The organism is Wenyingzhuangia sp. IMCC45533 (genome assembly GCF_054111225.1).
In genome coordinates, this window is the sequence record NZ_CM134197.1 from 279,048 (window position 1) to 298,736 (window position 19,689).

The following is a 19,689-nucleotide window of genomic DNA, read 5'->3' on the forward strand; positions in this document are numbered from 1 at the left end:
AGATTTTTTAATGTCTAAAAAACACGTAAGTACAGATCAGTTAATTGCAACCGTAATCAAGGGGATTGACGAATTAAAGGGTGAAGATATACAATTGATTGATTTGAGAGAAATTGACAATACAATTTGTGACTACTTTGTGGTTTGTTCTGGGAACTCCAACACACACGTTAGCGCTATCTCTGGATCTATTCAAAAATTTGTGGGTAAACAAGCACAAGAAAAACCTTTTCACGTAGAAGGAGAAAGCCAAGCTAATTGGATTTTAATAGACTACATCAATGTAGTGGTACACGTTTTTCAAAAGCCTACTAGAGAATTATACGATGTAGAGGGCCTTTGGGGTGATGCCAAAATCACAAAAATTTCTTCATAAAGTAAAAAGCATTTATACATAATGAGCAAAACAAATAACAAAAAAAATATCAAGCCTAATGGTATCAAGCCTAAATTCAATTCTTATTGGATTTACGCTGCTATTATAGCAGTTATTCTTTCGTTTAACTTTTTTGATTCTTCAGTTTCTGGAGCAGATATTTCTAGAAATAAGTTTGATGAATTATTAAGATCTAACAGTATAGAAAAAATCTTTATTGTTAATAACGATTATGCTGAAATCTATTTAACTGAAGAGGCTCAAAAAGCATATACCTCTAAAACCGAAGATACTGCATTACCGTGGGCTCCTAAAAAACCTGTGTTAACGTACAACTTTGGTAGTTTAGAGAACTTTGAAAATATTATTAGAGAAAACAAAGATGAATATAATTTGACCATTGATGTTAAAAATGTTAGTAAAACAGACTTGCTTGACTCTTTAATTGGTTTCTTACCATTTGTGCTGATATTAGGACTGTGGATATTCTTTATGAGAAGGATGTCTGGTGGTGCTGGTGGTGGAGGTGCTGGTGGTCAAATTTTTAACATCGGAAAATCCAAGGCTAAATTATTTGACGAAAAACAAAAAGTTAAAATTTCTTTTAAAGATGTTGCTGGTTTAGAAGGAGCTAAAGAAGAGGTTCAAGAAATTGTAGATTTCCTAAAAAAACCTGAAAAGTACACCAATTTAGGAGGTAAAATACCTAAAGGAGCTCTATTAGTAGGACCTCCTGGTACAGGTAAAACCTTATTAGCGAAAGCAGTTGCGGGAGAAGCGGGAGTTCCTTTCTTTTCTTTATCTGGTTCAGATTTTGTTGAAATGTTTGTTGGAGTTGGGGCTTCTAGAGTTAGAGACTTATTTAAACAAGCTGCACAAAAATCTCCTTCTATTATTTTTATCGATGAGATTGATGCCATTGGTAGAGCTAGAGGAAAAAATAACATGACTGGTGGTAATGACGAACGTGAAAACACGCTGAATCAATTGTTAACAGAAATGGATGGTTTCGGTACTGACACCAACGTGATTGTAATTGCTGCCACAAACCGTGCAGACGTGTTAGATAAGGCCCTAATGCGTGCAGGTAGATTTGATAGACAAATTTATGTTGATTTACCAGACTTAAACGAACGTCAAGCAATTTTTAAAGTTCACTTAAAACCTTTAAAGGTTGGCGATGATGTTAAAGTTGAGTTTTTAGCACAACAAACTCCAGGTTTTTCTGGTGCTGATATTGCTAACCTGTGTAATGAGGCTGCTTTAATGGCTGCGAGAAACGACAAAACTATTATCGAAAATCAAGACTTTTTAGATTCTGTTGACAGAATTGTTGGAGGTTTAGAAAAGAAAAATAAAATTATCTCTTTAGGAGAAAAGAAAACTATTGCTTTTCACGAGGCTGGACATGCTACTGCAAGTTGGATGTTAGAACATGCTGCTCCATTGGTAAAAGTAACCATTGTTCCTAGAGGACAGTCTTTGGGTGCTGCTTGGTATTTACCAGAAGAAAGAATGATTGTTCGTACAGAGCAAATGTTAGATGAAATGTGTGCTACCTTAGCGGGTAGAGCTGCAGAGAAAATCATCTTTGATAAAATATCTACAGGTGCTTTAAGTGACTTAGAAAAAGTGACAAAACAAGCCAGAGCTATGGTTAGCATTTACGGTTTGAGCGATAAAGTTGGTAACCTAACTTACTACGATTCTAGTGGACAAGAATATGGATTTACCAAACCTTATAGCGAAACAACTGCTAAATTAATTGATGAGGAGATTAGTAACATTATCGAAAGTCAGTACAAAAGAGCTATTCAAATTTTAACAGAAAACAAAGACAAGTTGACTGAACTTGCTGAGCGTTTATTAGAAAAAGAAGTTATTTTTAAAGACGACTTAGTTAAAATTTTTGGAGAAAGAGCTTTTTTAAATGATGACAACCAGTTAGAGCCTAAAAAAGAAGAAATCACAACCGAAGATACAGAGGTTACAAACTAAACCCTATAAAGGGATTATTTGATGAGTTTATTTAGTAAATTTTTTAAAACTTCAAATACCAAACCGTCATCTAAAGATCAAAAAATCAACGAACAACCCGTTGTATTGTCTTTAGATGATTTGTTTGTTAACAACTTTATCAATAAAGGTGGTAAATTTCTATACTGTGTCAACGAATGTGAAGCGCAACAAACCTTGCATCGTATTTTGTTAGAAAACCAATGGACAGATTTATCTTGTAACAATAAAGAACTTATCAAATTACTTGATAAAATTAAAATTTCATCAACCAGTAACATCAACGCTCATAAGCCATTTTTTACCAAGTGCGAGCATTTGGTTGCCGACTCTGGAAATATTATGTTGTCTTCCAATCAAATCAGTGAAAAGAGACTTGGTGAATTAAATGCTAATTTTATTGTGATAGCTAAAACTAGCCAAATAGTAAAAAATATGGGAGAAGGTTTAACAGGAATCAAATCTAACTGTAAAGACAAGTTACCCACCAACATCTGTGCAATACGGAATTATCAGATAGAAAAAAACAAAGATAACTTTTTAAATTATGGGGTTTCAAATAGTAAGAATTTGTATTTGATACTTGTTGAAGACCTATAAAAAATTATTATGCTACAAAGAGCTATATCAGGAATTATATTTATCATTATACTAATTAGCGCTACTTTGTATAGTAGTTTTTCTTTTTATATTTTATTTTTCTTTTTTATGATTGTTGCCATTTTTGAATTTCAAAAATTAAGTAACTATAAATCTCCATTCTTTAATATTTTAGGAGTAATTACTTTTGTGCTTTCTGCTGGAAGTATAAAAATTTTAAGTTCTAAGTTTAACTTAGGCAATAAGCTGTCCAATAATATTCTTAACGACAGCTTTGTTTATGTTTTACTTTTTTTTGCTTTTCTTATTATTTTATTTAATCGAAAAAACAAAAATCCGTTTACAGATATAGGTATCGTGTTTTTAACTTACCTATACGCTATCATCCCTTTTACCATTATTCTATCAATTCCTTTTTGCAACGCTGCTGGTAGTTACGAAGGAACTACTTTTTTAGGTTGTATTATACTAATTTGGTCTACAGACACCTTTGCCTATTTAACAGGAAAAACCATTGGTAAACACAAATTATACGAAAAAATATCTCCAAATAAAACTATAGAAGGTTCAGCGGGAGGAGTTTTATTTACACTGATTACAGCTACTATTTTATCCTATTATTTCACACAATATACATTGGTACAATGGCTTGGTTTAAGCATTGTTGTGAGTGTATTTGGTGGTTTGGGTGACTTGGTAGAATCTATGTTTAAAAGATCCGCAAATATAAAAGATAGTGGGAATTTAATACCTGGTCACGGTGGTGTTTTAGATCGCTTTGATAGCTTATTATTTGCCTCACCTTTTATTTATTTTTACTTACAACTAATTTCTTAAACTATGTTCCACAAAGAAGGAAAACTAATTATTAAAGTCACTATTATTTTAGCAATTATTATTGCAGATTTCACCTATTTCTTATTAACAGATTTAGCTTGGTTGCAATATTCTATATATGCTATTCTTTTATTTTTTGTATATATTATTTTACAATTTTTTAGAAATCCTAAAAGGAACACCAAAATATCGGACAACCATGTAGTATCTCCGGTAGATGGAAAGGTTGTTGTGATTGAAGAAGTATACGAGCCCGAATACTTTAAAGACAAGAGATTACAGGTCTCAATTTTTATGAGTCCGTTAAACGTACATGTTACTCGTTATGGACTAAGTGGATTGGTTAAATACAGTAAATATCATCCAGGTAAATATTTAGTGGCTTGGCATCCTAAAGCATCCGAAGAAAACGAAAGAACTTCTATAGTTGTGGAAAATAAAATTTTTGGGGAAGTATTGTATCGTCAAATTGCGGGAGCACTAGCAAAACGTATCGTCAATTACGCAAAAGAAGGACAAGAAGTTGCACAAGGTACGGATGCAGGTTTCATTAAATTTGGTTCTAGAGTTGATTTATTTCTTCCACTAGATGCTAAAATTAATGTATCTTTAGATCAGAAAGTTAAAGGTGCGGAAGATGTTATTGCTTCTCTATAAAACTAGATGTAAACATGAGTAAGGATGATGATTTATTACAAGATAGATTTGACAAAGCGGTAAAGATTGCTTCTACTATGGAGCCTTTACCTCCTGATGTAATGTTGGAATTCTATGCTTATTTTAAGCAAGCCACTAAAGGAGATCATTTTAGCTTTAACGCCAACCAAGATAGCGAAGATGTTAGAAGTTCTTTTAAGTTTAATGCATGGATGCAATTAAGAGGCATATCCCCTAAAAAAGCGAAAAAAGAATATATCAAGCTTGTTGAGAAACATACCAATCAAGTCATATAACTTTAATCAAAACAAATTTCATATGAAAAAATTAGCCATTATGCTACTTGCTGTAATATCGTTAACAGCATGTAAAGAGAGTAAAAAAGAAACCAAAGTTAGTTCGAACCCTGCGGAAACTACTTATCAATTAGATGCAGAAACCGTTGTTGTCAACTGGACAGGTTATAAGTTTACGGACAAAAAAGGAGTGAAAGGTCAATTCCAAAAGGTGAACATTGAAAACAACGAGAAAGCAGCTACCAAAGCAGCAGCGCTAACAGGTGTTAAAGTATCTATTCCTGTAAGTAGTATTTTCAGTAACAATGGGGTGAGAGATGCAAAATTAAAATCTTTGTTTTTTGGATTTATGGACAACACGGAACTTTTGTCTGCTACTGTTAAAAGTATTGAAGGTAATTCTGGAATTATCGCTTTTGATATGAATAACGAAACTCACGATTTACCTTTTACCTTAGAGGAACAAGGAAATAGTTCTTATTTAAAAGCTACCATTGATATCAATAAATGGAACGCTCAAAAGGCATTAGCATCCATTCATAAAGCTTGTGAAGCTCTTCATACTGGAGAAGATGGAGTCAGTAAGACATGGAATGTTGTAGATGTGGATGTTGTATTAAATTACATTACAGAATAGCAAATACCAGCCGTTTTAAAAAAAAACTCCACTATTACAGTGGAGTTTTTTTTATATATAATAACTAGAAACCAGCCAAAGTATAGGAATTCCTTCTACCCAAAAGGCAGCAAAATATTTTGATTGCGATGCTTTAGTTCTTACAATTAAAAAGACCAAAGCAATACTCACTAGTACAAACGACAAAGAATATGATTTCATAATAGTCATATGAATCAATAATGCACATACCACACATACACCCCCCACCCATTTGGTGTTGTGAATACCAATCAGCATAGGAATAGTTTTAACATTTCCTCTATCAAACTCTAGATCTCTAATATCAAAAGGGATTGTTAGGGCTATAACAAAAAGCATGATTTGTATAAAATACAGCATAGATGTTACATCTAAGTCCTCGATAAAAAATACTGTTACCCCAGACCATACAAAACCTATCAAAAATATTTTAAGAAAAGGAACATATCTCAAAGAAGATCTAACTCCCTTTACATTGAAGAAACTAAAAGCATATAGCAATGTTAAAATTCCAAAAGGCAATATTTTAAGTAGTTGAGATATTTCTATTTCTTTAAGCAAAAACACAGAAATTCCGAAAGCAATACATATCAACAATTTAATCGTAGATTTATGCTGATTACTGAATTGATCTAATAAATGTTCTTTTCCGTATTTAAACCTATTTATGTATCTAATTAAATGATAGGCTATAAAAGTTCCGCAACCCAACAGGATAGATTCTGCAAACACTTCTTTACCCAAAAATTTGCCGTTTACCAATACCAAACAAGCAACTGACAACGACACGTGTAAATTGCTGAAAACATAAAATCTAAATAAGGTGTAAAATATTTTCATAAGCATGATCGACTTATCAACATTTAGATTTAAAATTGATAAAAACATTTGATACGGAAACAAAAATAAAACTTTTATTATGCCTATTTTTGTGGTCCTTAATTTTTATTTTTTTAGAATGAAAACAGACGTTTTTGCACAAAGACATATAGGCCCTAACAACGATGAACAAAATCAAATGTTAAAGGCTATTAATGTAGCATCTATTGAAGAATTAATCAAGAAAACGGTTCCTAGCGACATCTTACTTGAGCAAGATTTAGAATTAGATACTGCTTTGAGCGAATATGAATACATGGAACATATTCAGAAACTTTCTGTAAAAAATAAACTATTCAAGAACTATATAGGTTTAGGCTACCATCCCACTATTACACCAGGAGTTATACAACGTAATATTCTAGAAAATCCGGGTTGGTATACTGCTTATACTCCTTATCAGGCAGAAATTGCCCAAGGAAGACTAGAAGCCTTGTTAAATTACCAAACAATGGTAACTGATTTAACAGGAATGGAAATAGCCAATGCCTCTTTATTGGACGAAAGTACTGCTGCTGCAGAAGCTATGATTTTACTATATAACACACGTAGTAGAACACAAAAAAAGAACAAAGCACTCCAATTCTTTGTTTCGGACAACGTGCTCCCGCAAACCATTGATGTACTTTACTCTAGAGCAACACCTCTAAATATAGAAATTATACTAGCAGACCACGAATCATTTGAATTTACCAATGATGTTTTTGGTGGTTTGGTTCAGTATCCAGGTAAAAATGGTAAAGTTCTTAATTACGAGAACTTTGTTAAAAAAGCCAACGAAGTTGAAGCCAGAATTGCTGTCGCAGCAGATCTATTAAGTTTGACTTTACTGACACCTCCAGGAAAATGGGGAGCAGATATTGTGGTAGGTACAACACAACGATTTGGAATTCCTATGGGATATGGAGGACCTCACGCTGCTTATTTTGCAACTAGAGAAGCTTACAAAAGATCCTTACCTGGAAGAATTATTGGAGTTACTAAGGATTTAGATGGTAATAGAGCTCTAAGGATGGCTTTGCAAACTAGAGAGCAACATATAAAAAGAGAAAAAGCAACTTCTAACATTTGTACAGCACAGGTGTTACTAGCTGTAATGGCAGGTATGTATGGAGTATTTCACGGTCCTAAAGGATTAAAATACATCGCTCAAAAAATTCTAAATCATACGCACACTCTTAACGTTGCTCTAAGAAACTTAGGATTTAATCAAGTAAACGAGGTGTTTTTTGACACTTTGAACATAGAAGTTCCATCAGCAAAAAAGGTAAAAGAAATTGCTGAGTTACTACATGTTAACTTTTTATATAATTCAGAAACTTCTATTTCTATAGCAATAAATGAGACTACAAATCTTGATGATATTAACGAGATCATAAAAATTCTAACCAAAGCAACGGATAAAAACTTTGTAGCTGTTCATAAAATTGAAGAAGTTGATGTGAAATCAATTTTTAAAAGAGATAGTGAATTTTTAACAAATCCTGTATTTAACACACATCATTCTGAAACAGCAATGATGCGATACATTAAAAAATTAGAACGTAAAGATTTATCACTCAATCATTCTATGATTTCTTTAGGTTCTTGTACCATGAAATTGAACGCTGCGAGCGAAATGCTGCCCCTAAGTTGGCCTAATTGGGGAAACATTCACCCCTTTGTACCTGTGGAGCAAGCCCAAGGATACCAAAAGGTTTTAAAAAGTTTAGAACAAGATTTAAACGAGATTACTGGTTTTCACGCCACTTCACTACAACCCAACTCGGGTGCTCAGGGTGAGTATGCAGGACTACTTGTTATCAAAGCTTATCACGAATCTAGAAACGACTATCACAGAAACATCTGTTTAATTCCGTCATCTGCTCACGGAACTAATCCTGCATCTGCAGTGATGGCAGGAATGAAAGTAGTGGTTACAAAAGCTACCGAAGAAGGTAATATTGATATTGACGATTTAAGAGAAAAAGCCCTAATGCACAAGGATAATTTATCTTGTTTAATGGTTACTTATCCTTCTACCCATGGTGTTTTTGAGAGCGGAATTAAAGAAATTACGCAACTTATTCATGATAACGGAGGCCAGGTATATATGGATGGTGCCAATATGAATGCTCAAGTAGGACTAACAAGTCCGGGAAAAATTGGTGCAGACGTATGTCACTTAAATTTACACAAGACATTCGCTATACCTCATGGAGGTGGAGGACCAGGAGTAGGACCTATATGTGTTGCAAAACACTTAGCTCCTTTTCTACCCTCTAACCCTGTCATAAAAACTGGAGGTCAAAATGCAATTAAATCTATCTCTGCTGCCCCTTGGGGTTCTGCATTGGTCTGTTTAATATCTTACGGATACATAAAAATGCTTGGAGCCAAAGGATTAAAATCGGCTACAGAAAATGCCATCCTCAATGCAAATTATATCAAAACACGATTAGAAACAGCATACGAAATTTTATACTCTGGTGAAAACGGATTTTGTGCACACGAAATGATTGTTGATTTTAGAACATTCAAATCCAAAGGAGTTGAGGTGGTAGATGTTGCCAAACGTTTGATGGATTACGGATTTCACGCACCAACCGTTTCTTTTCCCGTTGCAGGTACTCTGATGATTGAACCTACTGAAAGTGAAAACAAACAAGAACTGGATACTTTTATTGAAGCCATGTTAAGTATCAAAAAAGAAATTGATGAACTGGATAATCATGATGACACATCAATTCTAAAAAACGCTCCGCATACTCAAAAAATGCTTACGAGCGACCATTGGGAATTTAGCTATTCTAGACAAAAAGCAGCCTTTCCTATGGATAATATTGCTGAAAACAAATTTTGGCCTACAGTACGTAGAGTAGACGATGCTTACGGAGATAGAAACTTAGTTTGTTCTTGTGAACCTATTGAAAACTACCTATAATTTTTATAGAACAAACAAAACACCAAAGCATAGCTTTGGTGTTTTGTTTGTTTACCATTTATTGGAAGACTTATAAGTAGAAAAACCTTGCTTTAATGTGTGGAAAGCCTGTAGAAAAATTAAAATTAGTTTAACGATATTCAACGCAGAAAAAATCAGCAAAAAAAACGAATAATCACAATAAAATCAATAGATTAAATACACTTGATATTACGCTTCCCACGAAATTCAACTCCTATTATCAATCAAGCTTATTTTTAACCGCTAAAAAAGTGTTCTCAGATGTTTATTACTTAGTTATAATGTCTTATTTTTGTGGCTATTCGACAAATAAAAACCAAAAACTAAGTATTATTACGTAGTTTTTTTATTGTAAAATTTAAATTAAATCATGAAAGAAATCACCAAAGAAACCTATATCAATTGGTATAAGGATATGCTTTTCTGGAGAAAGTTTGAAGATAAATTGGCAGCAGTTTACATCCAACAAAAAGTAAGAGGATTCTTGCACTTATACAACGGTCAGGAAGCAATCTTAGCAGGATGTTTACACGTAATGGATTTGGAACACGATAAAATGATTACAGCATACCGTAACCACGTTCAACCTATTGGAATGGGAGTAGATCCTAAGAAAGTGATGGCTGAATTATATGGAAAAGTAACAGGTACTTCTAAAGGTATGGGTGGATCTATGCATATCTTCTCTAAAGAACATGGTTTTTATGGAGGACATGGTATTGTAGGAGGTCAAATTCCTTTAGGTGCTGGTATGGCATTTGGTGATAAGTACAATGGTATACCTGGAGTAACCTTATGTTTTATGGGAGATGGGGCTGTCCGTCAAGGATCGTTGCACGAAACCTTTAACATGGCTATGAACTGGAAATTACCTGTTGTATTCGTTTGTGAAAATAACGGATATGCAATGGGTACTTCTGTAGAACGTACTGCCAATCACCAAGAAATTTGGAAGCTAGGTTTAGGATATGAAATGCCTTGTGGACCTGTTGATGGAATGGATCCTATTAAAGTTGCAGAAGCAATGGAAGAGGCTATTGACAGAGCTCGTAGAGGTGATGGACCTACTTTTTTAGAAATGAAAACTTACCGTTACAGAGGTCATTCTATGTCTGATGCTCAACATTATCGTACCAAAGATGAAGTTGCTGAATACAAAAAAATTGATCCAATTACGCAAGTACTAGATGTTATAAAAGAGGAAGCGTATTTAACAGAAGACGAAATAAAAGCAATTAACAAAGATGTTAAGGATAAAGTAGCGGAATGTGAGAAATTTGCAGAAGAATCTCCGTTCCCAGAAGTACAGCAATTATACGATATGGTATATGAGCAAGAAAATTATCCGTTTGTAAAACATAAATAATCCAAGATATAAAATATGGCTACAGTAATAACAATGCCACGTTTGAGTGATACTATGACCGAAGGTACGGTTGCTCAATGGCTTAAAAAAGTAGGAGATAACATTGAAGAGGGAGACATTTTAGCTGAAATAGAGACTGATAAGGCTACAATGGAATTTGAATCTTTTAACGAAGGAACTTTACTACATATTGGATTGCAAGAAGGTGATACCGCTCCTGTGGATAGCTTACTAGCTATCATTGGTGAAGAGGGTGAAGATATTTCTGACTTATTAGACGGTGGTGATGCTCCAAAAGAAGCAGAAGCTACTCAAGAAGAAACCACTGAAGATACCCCTAAACAAGAAGAAAGTGCTCCTGCCAAAGAATCTGCTAAAATTCCTGATGGAGTAACCGTAGTTACTATGCCTCGTTTAAGTGATACGATGACAGATGGTACAGTTGCCTCTTGGTTAAAAAAAGTAGGTGACAAAGTTGAAGAAGGTGATATTTTAGCTGAAATTGAAACTGATAAAGCAACCATGGAGTTCGAATCTTTTAACGAAGGAACTTTGTTATACATTGGTTTGCAAGAAGGAGAAACAGCTCCTGTTGATAGTTTATTAGCTATCATTGGCGAAGAAGGTACAGACGTTTCTGATGTTGCTGCTAATTTTAGCAACGGTGATGCTACTGCTCCTGCTGCTCCAAAAACGGAAGATTCTAAAGAAGAAGCCCCTAAGGCTACTGCTGGCGAACCTAAGAAGGAAGCTTCTAAAGCTACTACTCCTACCGCTACAAAAAAAGTAAGTGCTATCAATTCCGAAAACGGACGTATTATAGCTTCTCCATTAGCCAAAGCATTAGCAGAGGAAAAAGGAATTAATTTAGCGAAAGTTGTAGGTACAGGTGAAGGTGGAAGAATTGTAAAAGTAGATATAGAAAACTACACACCTGCTACTGAAACTGCTGATGCTCCTGCAACTAAATCTGCTCCTGCTGCTCCATCTGGAAAAATTAGCAAGAGAGAAGAGAAAAATTCTAACATGCGTAAAGCTATTGCAAAGGCATTAGACAAGTCTCAAACCGAGAATGTAAACTTTACCATTAGTTTAGATGTAGATATGGATAATGCAATTGCATCTCGTAAGCAAATTAATGAGTTACCAGATACCAAAGTATCTTTTAACGATTTAGTTGTTAAAGCTTCTGCAATGGCCTTGAGAAAGCATCCCCAGATTAATACTGAATGGACTGTTGAAAAAACAATTTACAATGAACACATTGCCGTTGGTGTAGCAGTTGCTATTGAAGACGGTTTAGTTGTTCCTGTGATTCCTTTTACAGACACTAAGAGTTTAACTCAAATTGGTGCAGAGGTTAAGGACTTAGCTGTGAAGGCTAAAAAGAAAAAGTTGACTCCTGCAGAAATGTCTGGAAGTACTTTTACAGTATCAAATTTGGGAATGTTTGGTGTAGATAATTTTACCTCTATCATTAACCAACCTAACTCAGCTATTTTATCTGTTGGAGGTATTAAACAAAAGCCTGTTGTTAAAAACGGAGAAATTGTGGTTGGTAACGTAATGAATTTAACATTATCTTGTGACCACAGAACCATTGATGGTGCTGTTGGTGCTGCTTTTTTAAATACATTAAAGCAGTTTATTGAGAATCCTGTGACTATGATTGCTTAGAGACTCAAACAAATCATTATATAAAATACACCTCTGCTTAAATTCAGAGGTGTTTTTATTTATATTCGTTTCATTAATTTTTAAATTGTAAAGGTTTGGTGTAACATTTGTTACGAAACTATCAATTAAGCTCAAAACATATATAATCAAAATGAAATATATTAAAAAACTAATGCTCGTAAGCTTAGTAATACTAGCTATAGCTTGCGAAAATACTCCTAAACAAGCAAGTATTCAAGGTAAGATTGCAAACTTACCCAAAGAAGTTTCCGAAGTTATTTTAAGAACCAAAGATCAGGTTAAAAACATCAAAATTGAAGATGGATTTTTTAAAGATACCATCAGTATTGAGGACGAATTTGCTTATTTGCAAATCGGGCAGTTTGGAAAGACTTTGTTTCTGGATAAAAACACCCATTTAGTTATCAATGCTGATGCTAATGATTATCAAAAAACATTAACTTATACTGGAAAGGGTAAAAATGTGAATAATTATCTCAATAAAAGGGAGTTAATTACACAGAAAGTTTTTGAAAACATTGATAGTATAAATGGTTTAAACGCTAACGACTTTGAGAAGTACGTGCAGAATTTGGAAAAAGACATTCAGGCTTTACTAACCAAAAACAAATCAATGAACACAATAGTGTTGGATACCGAAAATGACAACCTAACCATCTTTCTCGAGAATTTGAAAAAACAGTACAACGCTATTAATGGCCTAGATGAGAATTTGAAAAAGGGAGATCTTTCACCACAGTTTGAGCACTACGAAAATTACAAAGGAGGAACTACTTCACTATCAGATTTAAAGGGAAGCTATGTTTATATTGATATATGGGCTACTTGGTGTCCGCCGTGTAAAGCAGAAATTCCTTATCTAAAAGAATTGGAACAAAATTTTAAGAAGAAAAACATAAAATTTGTTAGCATCTCTGTGGATAGTCCAAACGCTAAAAATCAGTGGAAATCTATGATTGCAGATAAAAAAATGGGAGGGATTCAATTGTTTGCTAATGGAGATCAAAGTTTTATGGATGCCTATCAAGTAGAAGGAATTCCTAGATTTATTCTATTGGATACAGAAGGAAAAATTATGATGGATAATGCTCCTAGACCTTCAAATCCTGAAACAAAAAAGTTATTGAAAAATCTACCTTAGTTGTTATTTCATTTTAGGCCTGAAAAAAATCGAATCTATTAAAAAAGATTCGATTTTTTTGTTTCTATATTTTTACTCCAATTCCTATTCCTCCCCACCAATGCGATTTTTTTCCTTTGCTAAATTCTTGAGTTCTTCTTGTCAATGTATATTTTAACACCAAACAATCTTTAATAATCCAATTAACCCCAACATTCATATCAAATAGAAATTTGTTGGTATTTTTCCTGTCAATAGTATAAACTGAATCATTAGAGAACAAAGCTCCTTCTAAGGTAGCATTGTAAATATTTAGTCTTAATCCTGGCTCTATAAAAACATTAAACCTCGATTTATTTTCTCTCAAGTCGTTAAACCCTACCCTACCGTTGTAATTTAAGGATAGATTTTTATAATTTATGTTGAATAAAGATATTTGAGCACCCACATAAACATCGGTATTAAAATTACCTATGTTACTTTCTAGCCTCAACGAAGGAATTAATATATTGTCTGATACTAAATTGTTAAATACGTATAAGTAATTCAATTTATAATTTACTGCTAAACTTCCACCATCTTCTATTTGATTATCCCATCCTTTAGGGATAGGTCTCTGGGTAAAATCCCTCTCATGAACAAAAATCTGTAATTTTTCTGCGATAGATGAACCCAGTACTCCTATAGAAAGTTCAGAGTAAAACACCTTATTTTTTAGTATTTGAGTTTTTCCCAAACTTAAAAACACATAAGATGCGTAAGGCCTATCATCCGTTTGTATTTCTCTCGCTGCAATATTTCTGGGGGTGAAAGATTGAAATCCGACGTTAATATGATTGTAATATTTAGGATTGTCTCCTTTTAATTTAAAAAAAGGTTGCCACATTTTAATTTCTCTTGTAACAGCATCTAATCTTAAACCAGCTGTATAATTATCGTCCAAATTTTTGGGGAAAAACAAGGCATCGTTTTCATGGTAAAATGAAAGCTGTTTAAGGAATGAGTTGTCTTTTTTCTGAGCAGAAATATTTTCTACAAAAAATATAGAAAAACCTACAATAGCGAATAAAATTGATAGTTTCTGCATGTTGATTAGTTTAAGGGTTATACAAATTTATTGTCTATTTAACTTCCATTGGTTGACAAGCGTTCTTCTTTCTTTTTTATACAGTTGATAGTTGTCAACTACTAGACTACTGAATATATAGGATTACGTTAAATACTTTATCAAAAAAAAGAAATTCGTGTAATCTATTTAATCGCTTTTATTTTATGAGTTCAATCATGTTTCATCCTTGATTTATCTATTATCTTTGAAGCTGTTAAGCAAGAAATTAAAAATTAATTCCAATGAAATATCGTATAGAAAAAGATACTATGGGTGAGGTACAAGTACCTGCTGATAAGTATTGGGGAGCACAAACTCAAAGATCCATCAATAACTTTAAAATAGGGCCTGCAGGAAGTATGCCTCTAGAAATTGTATATGGATTTGCCTACTTAAAAAAAGCGGCTGCACATGCAAATGCTGAATTAGGTGTTTTAGACAATAATAAAAAAGAGTTGATATCTGCCGTATGTGATGAAATTTTAGCGGGTAAACACGATGATCAGTTTCCTTTAGTAGTGTGGCAAACAGGATCCGGAACACAATCTAACATGAACTCTAACGAAGTAATTGCAAACAGAGCTCAAGAATTGGCTGGAAGAGTGATTGGTGAAGGTGATAAAGTAATTACACCTAATGATGATGTAAATAAATCTCAATCTTCAAACGATACTTTTCCTACGGGAATGCATATTGCAGCCTACAAAGCAGTAGTAGAAATTACTATTCCCGGAGTAGAACAGTTAAGAAATACTCTAAAATCTAAGTCCGATGCTTTCAAAGATGTCGTTAAAATTGGTCGTACTCACTTAATGGACGCAACTCCGTTGACCATAGGACAAGAATTCTCTGGATATGTATCTCAACTAGACCATGGATTAAAGGCTTTAAAAAACACCTTACCTCACTTGTCTGAATTGGCCTTGGGAGGTACTGCAGTAGGAACGGGTTTAAACACTCCTGCTGGTTATGATGTACTCGTTGCTAAAAAAATTGCTGAATTTACGGGACTTCCTTTTGTTACTGCCGAAAATAAATTTGAAGCTTTAGCTGCTCACGATGCTATTGTAGAAACTCACGGAGCGTTAAAGCAAATAGCGGTTTCCTTAAATAAAATTGCCAACGATATTCGTTTGATGGCTTCTGGTCCTCGTTCAGGAATTGGAGAATTAATTATTCCTGCAAACGAACCAGGTTCTTCTATCATGCCAGGAAAAGTAAATCCTACGCAAGCAGAGGCCATTACCATGGTTGCTGCGCAGGTAATGGGTAACGATGTTGCCATTGGCGTAGGTGGCTTACAAGGACATTATGAGTTAAATGTATTCAAACCTGTAATGGCTAAAAACTTAATTGAGTCTGCTCGTTTAATTGGAGATGCTTGTGTGTCTTTTGACGTAAATTGTGCTGTTGGTATTGAACCTAACTACCCTGTAATAGAAAAGTTATTAAACAATTCTTTAATGTTGGTGACAGCTCTAAACACAAAAATCGGATACTACAAGGCTGCTGAAATTGCTAATACAGCGCACGCAAATGGAACTACTTTAAAAGAAGAAGCTGTTCGTTTGGGTTATGTTACTCCAGAACAGTATGACGAATGGGTAAAACCTGAAGATATGATAGGTTCTTTAAAATAGAAATCAAATTTTTTTACAAGTTTTAAAAGCTATCTAACTATTTAGATAGCTTTTTTTTGTTTTATAACCGATGTGTTCATGTTACAATAAGTTTCAGAACAAACGTTCGGTAATTGTTTTATTTTACTATATTTGTTCTATGAGACCACAAAAAGTAGAAGATACTGTTTTAGTGAATAACCTAATGCAAGTTTTAAGAGCTAAAGGTTATGAGGGTGCTAGCTTAAATGATTTAGCTGCTGCCTCTGGTTTACAGAAAGCGAGTTTATATCACCGATTTCCTGGAGGAAAGAAGGACATTGTACTTTCAGTTTTAAATCATATTGGAGATTGGACAAAAGTTAGCATCATTAATGTGATTAATGATCCTAAAAAAACTCCAATTAATAAGTTAGAAACTGTAATTGACCATTTGAATCAATTCTATGATGGTGGAAAAAATGCGTGTGTAACGAAAACGCTATCTATGGATCATAGCTTTCATTTGTTTGGAGATGAATTAAAAAAAGGAGTTTCTGTTTGGATTGAAAGTTTTACTGAATTAGCTCGTCTATTTAATCATACTGAGGATGAAGCCAAAAACATAGCACAACAAGTAATCGTTCAAATTCAAGGAAGTTTGGTGCTCTCTAAAACTTTGGGAGATTACAACTGTTTTAAAGTTGCGTTAGCAGACATCAAATCTTTATACACTAATTAAAAAATTTACACTTATACTTTACCGAATGTTCGGTTACTAATCATTAAAAATCACAAAAATGAGCAAGAAAGCAATTGTATTATTATCAGACCCAAAATCAGGATCCGAAGAATCTATCGGACGTTTATTTAATGCCCTAGGAACAGCATGGGAATATAAAAATGCTGGACAAGAAGTAAAGTTTATTTTCCAGGGAACTGCAACTAGATGGCCAGAGATTTTAGAAAACGAAAAACATCCTGCACACAAATTATACAAAGAATTAGCAGATGTTATTGAAGGAGCTTCTGCAGCTTGTGCACAAGTATGGGGAGCCAATCCGAGCGGACTGGACTTAATAAAAAACAACACTTTGCCAGGGACCGTGGGTAGTTCTAGTTTTTTAAAATTGGAGGAAGAGGGGTTTACTATTCTAACTTTTTAGCCAGAGTACTCTCTTTATAACCTATACTCACTTTTCAACCAAATTAACTATGTCAAATGTATTTCATCAAGGCGAACTCAAAGTTCAAGACAACATGGGTGTCAAGCATCTTGCTGCCAAAGTAGGACATTCTATTAATGATAAAATAATACCAGGTGCCATCCCTTTTACAGAAAATCAGTCCACACTTATTATAAGTTCCAATGATTCTAAGGGTAAAAACTGGATTTCATTACTAGTAGGACCCTCTGGTTTTATTGAGGTACCTGATGCGAATACATTTGATATCTATATTGATCAACTACAAAGCGACACCAACGATATTTTTTTTGAGAATATTAAAAATCAGAAAAACATAGGAGCTATGTTTATAGAATTTGCTAGTACTAGGAGATACAGAACCAACGGAATCGTATATAAAATCACAGAGAATAAAATTAGTATTAAAATTATAGAAGCCTACCCCAACTGCCCCAAATATATTCAGAAGCGTACCCTTGTAAAAAACTCATCAATTCAACGTCAAACCACTACCAAGAAAGGAACTCAATTAACGGATGAGTTTATGGATTTGATAAAAAAATCTGATACTTTTTTTATTGGGAGTGGAGCAGCTAATAAAATGGATGCTTCGCATAGAGGTGGTAAACCTGGTTTTGTTGATATTGTAGATTCTAATTTATTGAAGATTCCTGAATATATTGGAAACAATCTGTATAATACCTTGGGAAATTTGGAAAGCAACCCCAATGCTGGACTCCTATTTATAGATTTTAAAACAAACAGTGTTCTTCAATTAAACGGTACCGTTTCTATAAGCTATAATCAGAAAACCGAAGAAGATTTGGTGCATACAGATACTGGACTCTTTTGGACTTTTGCTGTCGATCATTGTATTTACACGATAAACCATCATGCTATTGATTGGAATTTCGAAGCATTTTCTAAATATAATTATTAAATAAAACAGCAGCCCTAAGGGCTGCTATTTCATTTGAACTACGTTGTTTTATGGACAATGACTATTCGCCACCGTGGTTATGATTGTCATGATTATGATGAGCTTTTTTGGTTTTTTCTTTAAATTGTACAAATTCCTTTAAAGAAATAGACTCGTTGGCATCTTTGTCTATTTTGGCAAATCTCTCAAGTATTTTTTTACCGGCCAATTCATCTTTGGTAATATTCCCATCCTTATTTTTATCTAATCTTTTAAATATTTTTTCTGGACTTGGCTTAGGTTTTTCTTCTTGAGAAAATGAATTAGCTACGCTTAATAAACAAACTACTCCTGCAATGATTAATTTTTGTGATTTCATTTTTTAAATATTTTATTAATTTAATTGATTTTTGTTTTGACTAAGATTTCATCTTTCAATCACTTAGTCTCCACTATGACCCAGCATATAGACTTTAGTTTAATTAATTATGAAAAAAAATTGCAGAGTGATAAAATAAGAACTACAACTTTTACAAAATTCAAGTTTTAATACTCAATAAGTAAGAGTAACTTTACAATCATCAAAAGGTGGTTATGACGCACACACATTATAATAAAGTTATTAGAGCTATCGATTTTTTACAGAAAAACATTGTGGTCACACCCGATTTAAAAACTCTAGCCACTGCCATCAATATAAGTGTTTCACAACTCCAAAAAACATTTAACGAATGGGCAGGTGTGAGTCCAGAAGAGTTTATGCTTTACATTCATACTCGACACACAAAGTCGAAACTACAAAAACCTCAGCAGACTCTGTTTAGTGCTACTGAGCCAACAGATTTAAACAATATTGACAAACTACAAATTGTACCTTTGATTGTTGAGGGTATGACACCACATGATTGTTTTAATAAAGGACAAAACTTAACCATTTACTATCAACACTACCCTACTCGTTTCGGTCCCATCCTAATCGGTAATACAAATAAAGGGGTGTGTTCTGTTTCTTTTACAGAAGTAGAAGAGGATGCTCTACTCAGTTTAAAAAATGATTTTAGCAAAGCGAATTGCATAAAACAAACACACCCTTTGCAAACAAGAGTTGTTGAAATATTTGATTCTTTAACACAGACCAACACACCTTTAAAATTACACATAAAAGGAACTCCGTTTCAGTTAAAAGTTTGGAAAACTTTATTAAAAATTCCTTTGGGAGAATTGAGTACTTATGGAACTATTGCTAAACAAATTCATCAGCCTACAGCTGCTAGGGCTGTTGGAACAGCCATTGGAAAAAATCCGATTGCTTTTCTAATTCCCTGCCATAGGGTAATTAATACAACGGGAGTAATTGGAAATTACATGTGGGGAAGTACTCGTAAAAAGGCAATAATAGGCTGGGAAGCTGCAAAGGTAAAATCATAGCA

Annotated in this window: 19 protein-coding genes; 16 read left to right on the plus strand and 3 right to left on the minus strand. The window is 33.7% G+C overall.

All coding sequences use genetic code 11. The features are described 5' to 3' along the window. Positions 1-10 precede the first annotated feature (10 nt). The 7 genes from rsfS to ACXGQW_RS01270 are packed head-to-tail and all read left to right on the plus strand — an operon-like array spanning position 11 to position 5,419. Positions 11-376 (plus strand): ribosome silencing factor, encoded by a 366-nt coding sequence (rsfS, locus tag ACXGQW_RS01240; RefSeq protein ID WP_457823293.1) that lies wholly within the window; start codon positions 11-13, stop codon positions 374-376. A gap of 21 nt (positions 377-397) precedes the next feature. After that, positions 398-2,374: an ATP-dependent zinc metalloprotease FtsH gene (gene ftsH / locus ACXGQW_RS01245; protein WP_457823294.1), complete on the plus strand. Its 1,977-nt coding sequence runs from the start codon at positions 398-400 to the stop codon at positions 2,372-2,374. Positions 2,375-2,395: 21 nt separating this feature from the next. Next, on the plus strand, positions 2,396-2,992 hold the full coding sequence (locus ACXGQW_RS01250; RefSeq protein ID WP_457823295.1) for an LUD domain-containing protein: 597 nt from the start codon (positions 2,396-2,398) through the stop codon (positions 2,990-2,992). 9 nt (positions 2,993-3,001) lie between these two features. Next, positions 3,002-3,829 carry a phosphatidate cytidylyltransferase gene (locus tag ACXGQW_RS01255; RefSeq protein WP_457823296.1) on the plus strand — a complete coding sequence of 276 codons (828 nt, stop codon included), beginning with the start codon at positions 3,002-3,004 and terminating at the stop codon, positions 3,827-3,829. A 3-nt stretch (positions 3,830-3,832) separates the two neighbouring features. Beyond that, positions 3,833-4,486 (plus strand): phosphatidylserine decarboxylase family protein, encoded by a 654-nt coding sequence (locus ACXGQW_RS01260; protein WP_457823297.1) that lies wholly within the window; start codon positions 3,833-3,835, stop codon positions 4,484-4,486. Between the two features lie 14 nt (positions 4,487-4,500). Beyond that, positions 4,501-4,782 carry an acyl-CoA-binding protein gene (locus ACXGQW_RS01265; protein ID WP_457823298.1) on the plus strand — a complete coding sequence of 94 codons (282 nt, stop codon included), beginning with the start codon at positions 4,501-4,503 and terminating at the stop codon, positions 4,780-4,782. Between the two features lie 22 nt (positions 4,783-4,804). Then, positions 4,805-5,419 (plus strand): YceI family protein, encoded by a 615-nt coding sequence (locus ACXGQW_RS01270; protein ID WP_457823299.1) that lies wholly within the window; start codon positions 4,805-4,807, stop codon positions 5,417-5,419. A 51-nt stretch (positions 5,420-5,470) separates the two neighbouring features. Here the strand turns inward: ACXGQW_RS01270 and ACXGQW_RS01275 are convergent, their stop codons facing one another. Then, positions 5,471-6,280, minus strand: coding sequence for a hypothetical protein (locus tag ACXGQW_RS01275; RefSeq protein WP_457823300.1), 810 nt, complete (start codon positions 6,278-6,280; stop codon positions 5,471-5,473). 118 nt (positions 6,281-6,398) lie between these two features. Between ACXGQW_RS01275 and gcvP the strand changes: the two genes are divergently transcribed. The 4 genes from gcvP (at position 6,399) to ACXGQW_RS01295 (ending at position 13,468) form a co-directional block, all read left to right on the plus strand. After that, positions 6,399-9,242 carry an aminomethyl-transferring glycine dehydrogenase gene (gcvP, locus tag ACXGQW_RS01280; protein WP_457823301.1) on the plus strand — a complete coding sequence of 948 codons (2,844 nt, stop codon included), beginning with the start codon at positions 6,399-6,401 and terminating at the stop codon, positions 9,240-9,242. A 391-nt stretch (positions 9,243-9,633) separates the two neighbouring features. Further along, entirely contained in the window at positions 9,634-10,629 is a 996-nt protein-coding gene (gene pdhA, locus ACXGQW_RS01285; RefSeq protein ID WP_457823302.1) for a pyruvate dehydrogenase (acetyl-transferring) E1 component subunit alpha, read from the plus strand. A 15-nt stretch (positions 10,630-10,644) separates the two neighbouring features. Further along, positions 10,645-12,306, plus strand: coding sequence for a 2-oxo acid dehydrogenase subunit E2 (locus ACXGQW_RS01290; RefSeq protein ID WP_457823303.1), 1,662 nt, complete (start codon positions 10,645-10,647; stop codon positions 12,304-12,306). A gap of 151 nt (positions 12,307-12,457) precedes the next feature. Then, a complete protein-coding gene (locus ACXGQW_RS01295; RefSeq protein WP_457823304.1) occupies positions 12,458-13,468 on the plus strand; it encodes a TlpA family protein disulfide reductase in 1,011 nt (336 codons plus the stop codon). 64 nt (positions 13,469-13,532) lie between these two features. Here the strand turns inward: ACXGQW_RS01295 and ACXGQW_RS01300 are convergent, their stop codons facing one another. After that, positions 13,533-14,534 carry a lipid A-modifier LpxR family protein gene (locus tag ACXGQW_RS01300; protein WP_457823305.1) on the minus strand — a complete coding sequence of 334 codons (1,002 nt, stop codon included), beginning with the start codon at positions 14,532-14,534 and terminating at the stop codon, positions 13,533-13,535. Positions 14,535-14,797: 263 nt separating this feature from the next. On the opposite strand from ACXGQW_RS01300, the gene fumC reads away from it, so the two are divergent. The 4 genes from fumC (at position 14,798) to ACXGQW_RS01320 (ending at position 18,280) form a co-directional block, all read left to right on the plus strand. Further along, the gene (gene fumC, locus ACXGQW_RS01305; RefSeq protein ID WP_457823306.1) at positions 14,798-16,195 is read left to right on the plus strand and encodes a class II fumarate hydratase; all 1,398 of its coding nucleotides are present in this window, start codon (positions 14,798-14,800) and stop codon (positions 16,193-16,195) included. Between the two features lie 139 nt (positions 16,196-16,334). Continuing rightward, entirely contained in the window at positions 16,335-16,895 is a 561-nt protein-coding gene (locus ACXGQW_RS01310; protein WP_457823307.1) for a TetR/AcrR family transcriptional regulator, read from the plus strand. Between the two features lie 58 nt (positions 16,896-16,953). Further along, the gene (locus tag ACXGQW_RS01315) at positions 16,954-17,319 is read left to right on the plus strand and encodes a DsrE family protein (protein WP_457823308.1); all 366 of its coding nucleotides are present in this window, start codon (positions 16,954-16,956) and stop codon (positions 17,317-17,319) included. Positions 17,320-17,368: 49 nt separating this feature from the next. Then, positions 17,369-18,280, plus strand: a complete 912-nt coding sequence (locus ACXGQW_RS01320) for a hypothetical protein (protein ID WP_457823309.1) — start codon at positions 17,369-17,371, stop codon at positions 18,278-18,280. A 61-nt stretch (positions 18,281-18,341) separates the two neighbouring features. Here the strand turns inward: ACXGQW_RS01320 and ACXGQW_RS01325 are convergent, their stop codons facing one another. Next, complete coding sequence (locus tag ACXGQW_RS01325) at positions 18,342-18,638, minus strand: EF-hand domain-containing protein (RefSeq protein WP_457823310.1); 297 nt, start codon at positions 18,636-18,638, stop codon at positions 18,342-18,344. 215 nt (positions 18,639-18,853) lie between these two features. Here ACXGQW_RS01325 and ACXGQW_RS01330 point away from each other — a divergent pair, with 215 nt between their 5' ends. Then, a complete protein-coding gene (locus ACXGQW_RS01330; protein WP_457823311.1) occupies positions 18,854-19,687 on the plus strand; it encodes a methylated-DNA--[protein]-cysteine S-methyltransferase in 834 nt (277 codons plus the stop codon). Positions 19,688-19,689: the final 2 nt, after the last annotated feature.

What these genes read in the sequence shown, in the direction of transcription:
- rsfS (WP_457823293.1), top strand. Translation starts at nt 11, where the DNA reads ATGTCTAAAAAACACGTAAGTACAGATCAGTTAATTGCAACCGTAATC.
- ACXGQW_RS01270 (WP_457823299.1), top strand. Translation starts at nt 4,805, where the DNA reads ATGAAAAAATTAGCCATTATGCTACTTGCTGTAATATCGTTAACAGCA.
- ACXGQW_RS01315 (WP_457823308.1), top strand. Translation starts at nt 16,954, where the DNA reads ATGAGCAAGAAAGCAATTGTATTATTATCAGACCCAAAATCAGGATCC.
- ACXGQW_RS01295 (WP_457823304.1), top strand. Translation starts at nt 12,458, where the DNA reads ATGAAATATATTAAAAAACTAATGCTCGTAAGCTTAGTAATACTAGCT.
- ACXGQW_RS01325 (WP_457823310.1), bottom strand. Translation starts at nt 18,638, where the DNA reads ATGAAATCACAAAAATTAATCATTGCAGGAGTAGTTTGTTTATTAAGC.
- ACXGQW_RS01250 (WP_457823295.1), top strand. Translation starts at nt 2,396, where the DNA reads ATGAGTTTATTTAGTAAATTTTTTAAAACTTCAAATACCAAACCGTCA.
- ACXGQW_RS01260 (WP_457823297.1), top strand. Translation starts at nt 3,833, where the DNA reads ATGTTCCACAAAGAAGGAAAACTAATTATTAAAGTCACTATTATTTTA.
- ACXGQW_RS01330 (WP_457823311.1), top strand. Translation starts at nt 18,854, where the DNA reads ATGACGCACACACATTATAATAAAGTTATTAGAGCTATCGATTTTTTA.
- pdhA (WP_457823302.1), top strand. Translation starts at nt 9,634, where the DNA reads ATGAAAGAAATCACCAAAGAAACCTATATCAATTGGTATAAGGATATG.
- ACXGQW_RS01275 (WP_457823300.1), bottom strand. Translation starts at nt 6,280, where the DNA reads ATGAAAATATTTTACACCTTATTTAGATTTTATGTTTTCAGCAATTTA.
- ACXGQW_RS01300 (WP_457823305.1), bottom strand. Translation starts at nt 14,534, where the DNA reads ATGCAGAAACTATCAATTTTATTCGCTATTGTAGGTTTTTCTATATTT.
- ACXGQW_RS01265 (WP_457823298.1), top strand. Translation starts at nt 4,501, where the DNA reads ATGAGTAAGGATGATGATTTATTACAAGATAGATTTGACAAAGCGGTA.
- ACXGQW_RS01290 (WP_457823303.1), top strand. Translation starts at nt 10,645, where the DNA reads ATGGCTACAGTAATAACAATGCCACGTTTGAGTGATACTATGACCGAA.
- ACXGQW_RS01320 (WP_457823309.1), top strand. Translation starts at nt 17,369, where the DNA reads ATGTCAAATGTATTTCATCAAGGCGAACTCAAAGTTCAAGACAACATG.
- ACXGQW_RS01255 (WP_457823296.1), top strand. Translation starts at nt 3,002, where the DNA reads ATGCTACAAAGAGCTATATCAGGAATTATATTTATCATTATACTAATT.
- ACXGQW_RS01310 (WP_457823307.1), top strand. Translation starts at nt 16,335, where the DNA reads ATGAGACCACAAAAAGTAGAAGATACTGTTTTAGTGAATAACCTAATG.
- gcvP (WP_457823301.1), top strand. Translation starts at nt 6,399, where the DNA reads ATGAAAACAGACGTTTTTGCACAAAGACATATAGGCCCTAACAACGAT.
- fumC (WP_457823306.1), top strand. Translation starts at nt 14,798, where the DNA reads ATGAAATATCGTATAGAAAAAGATACTATGGGTGAGGTACAAGTACCT.
- ftsH (WP_457823294.1), top strand. Translation starts at nt 398, where the DNA reads ATGAGCAAAACAAATAACAAAAAAAATATCAAGCCTAATGGTATCAAG.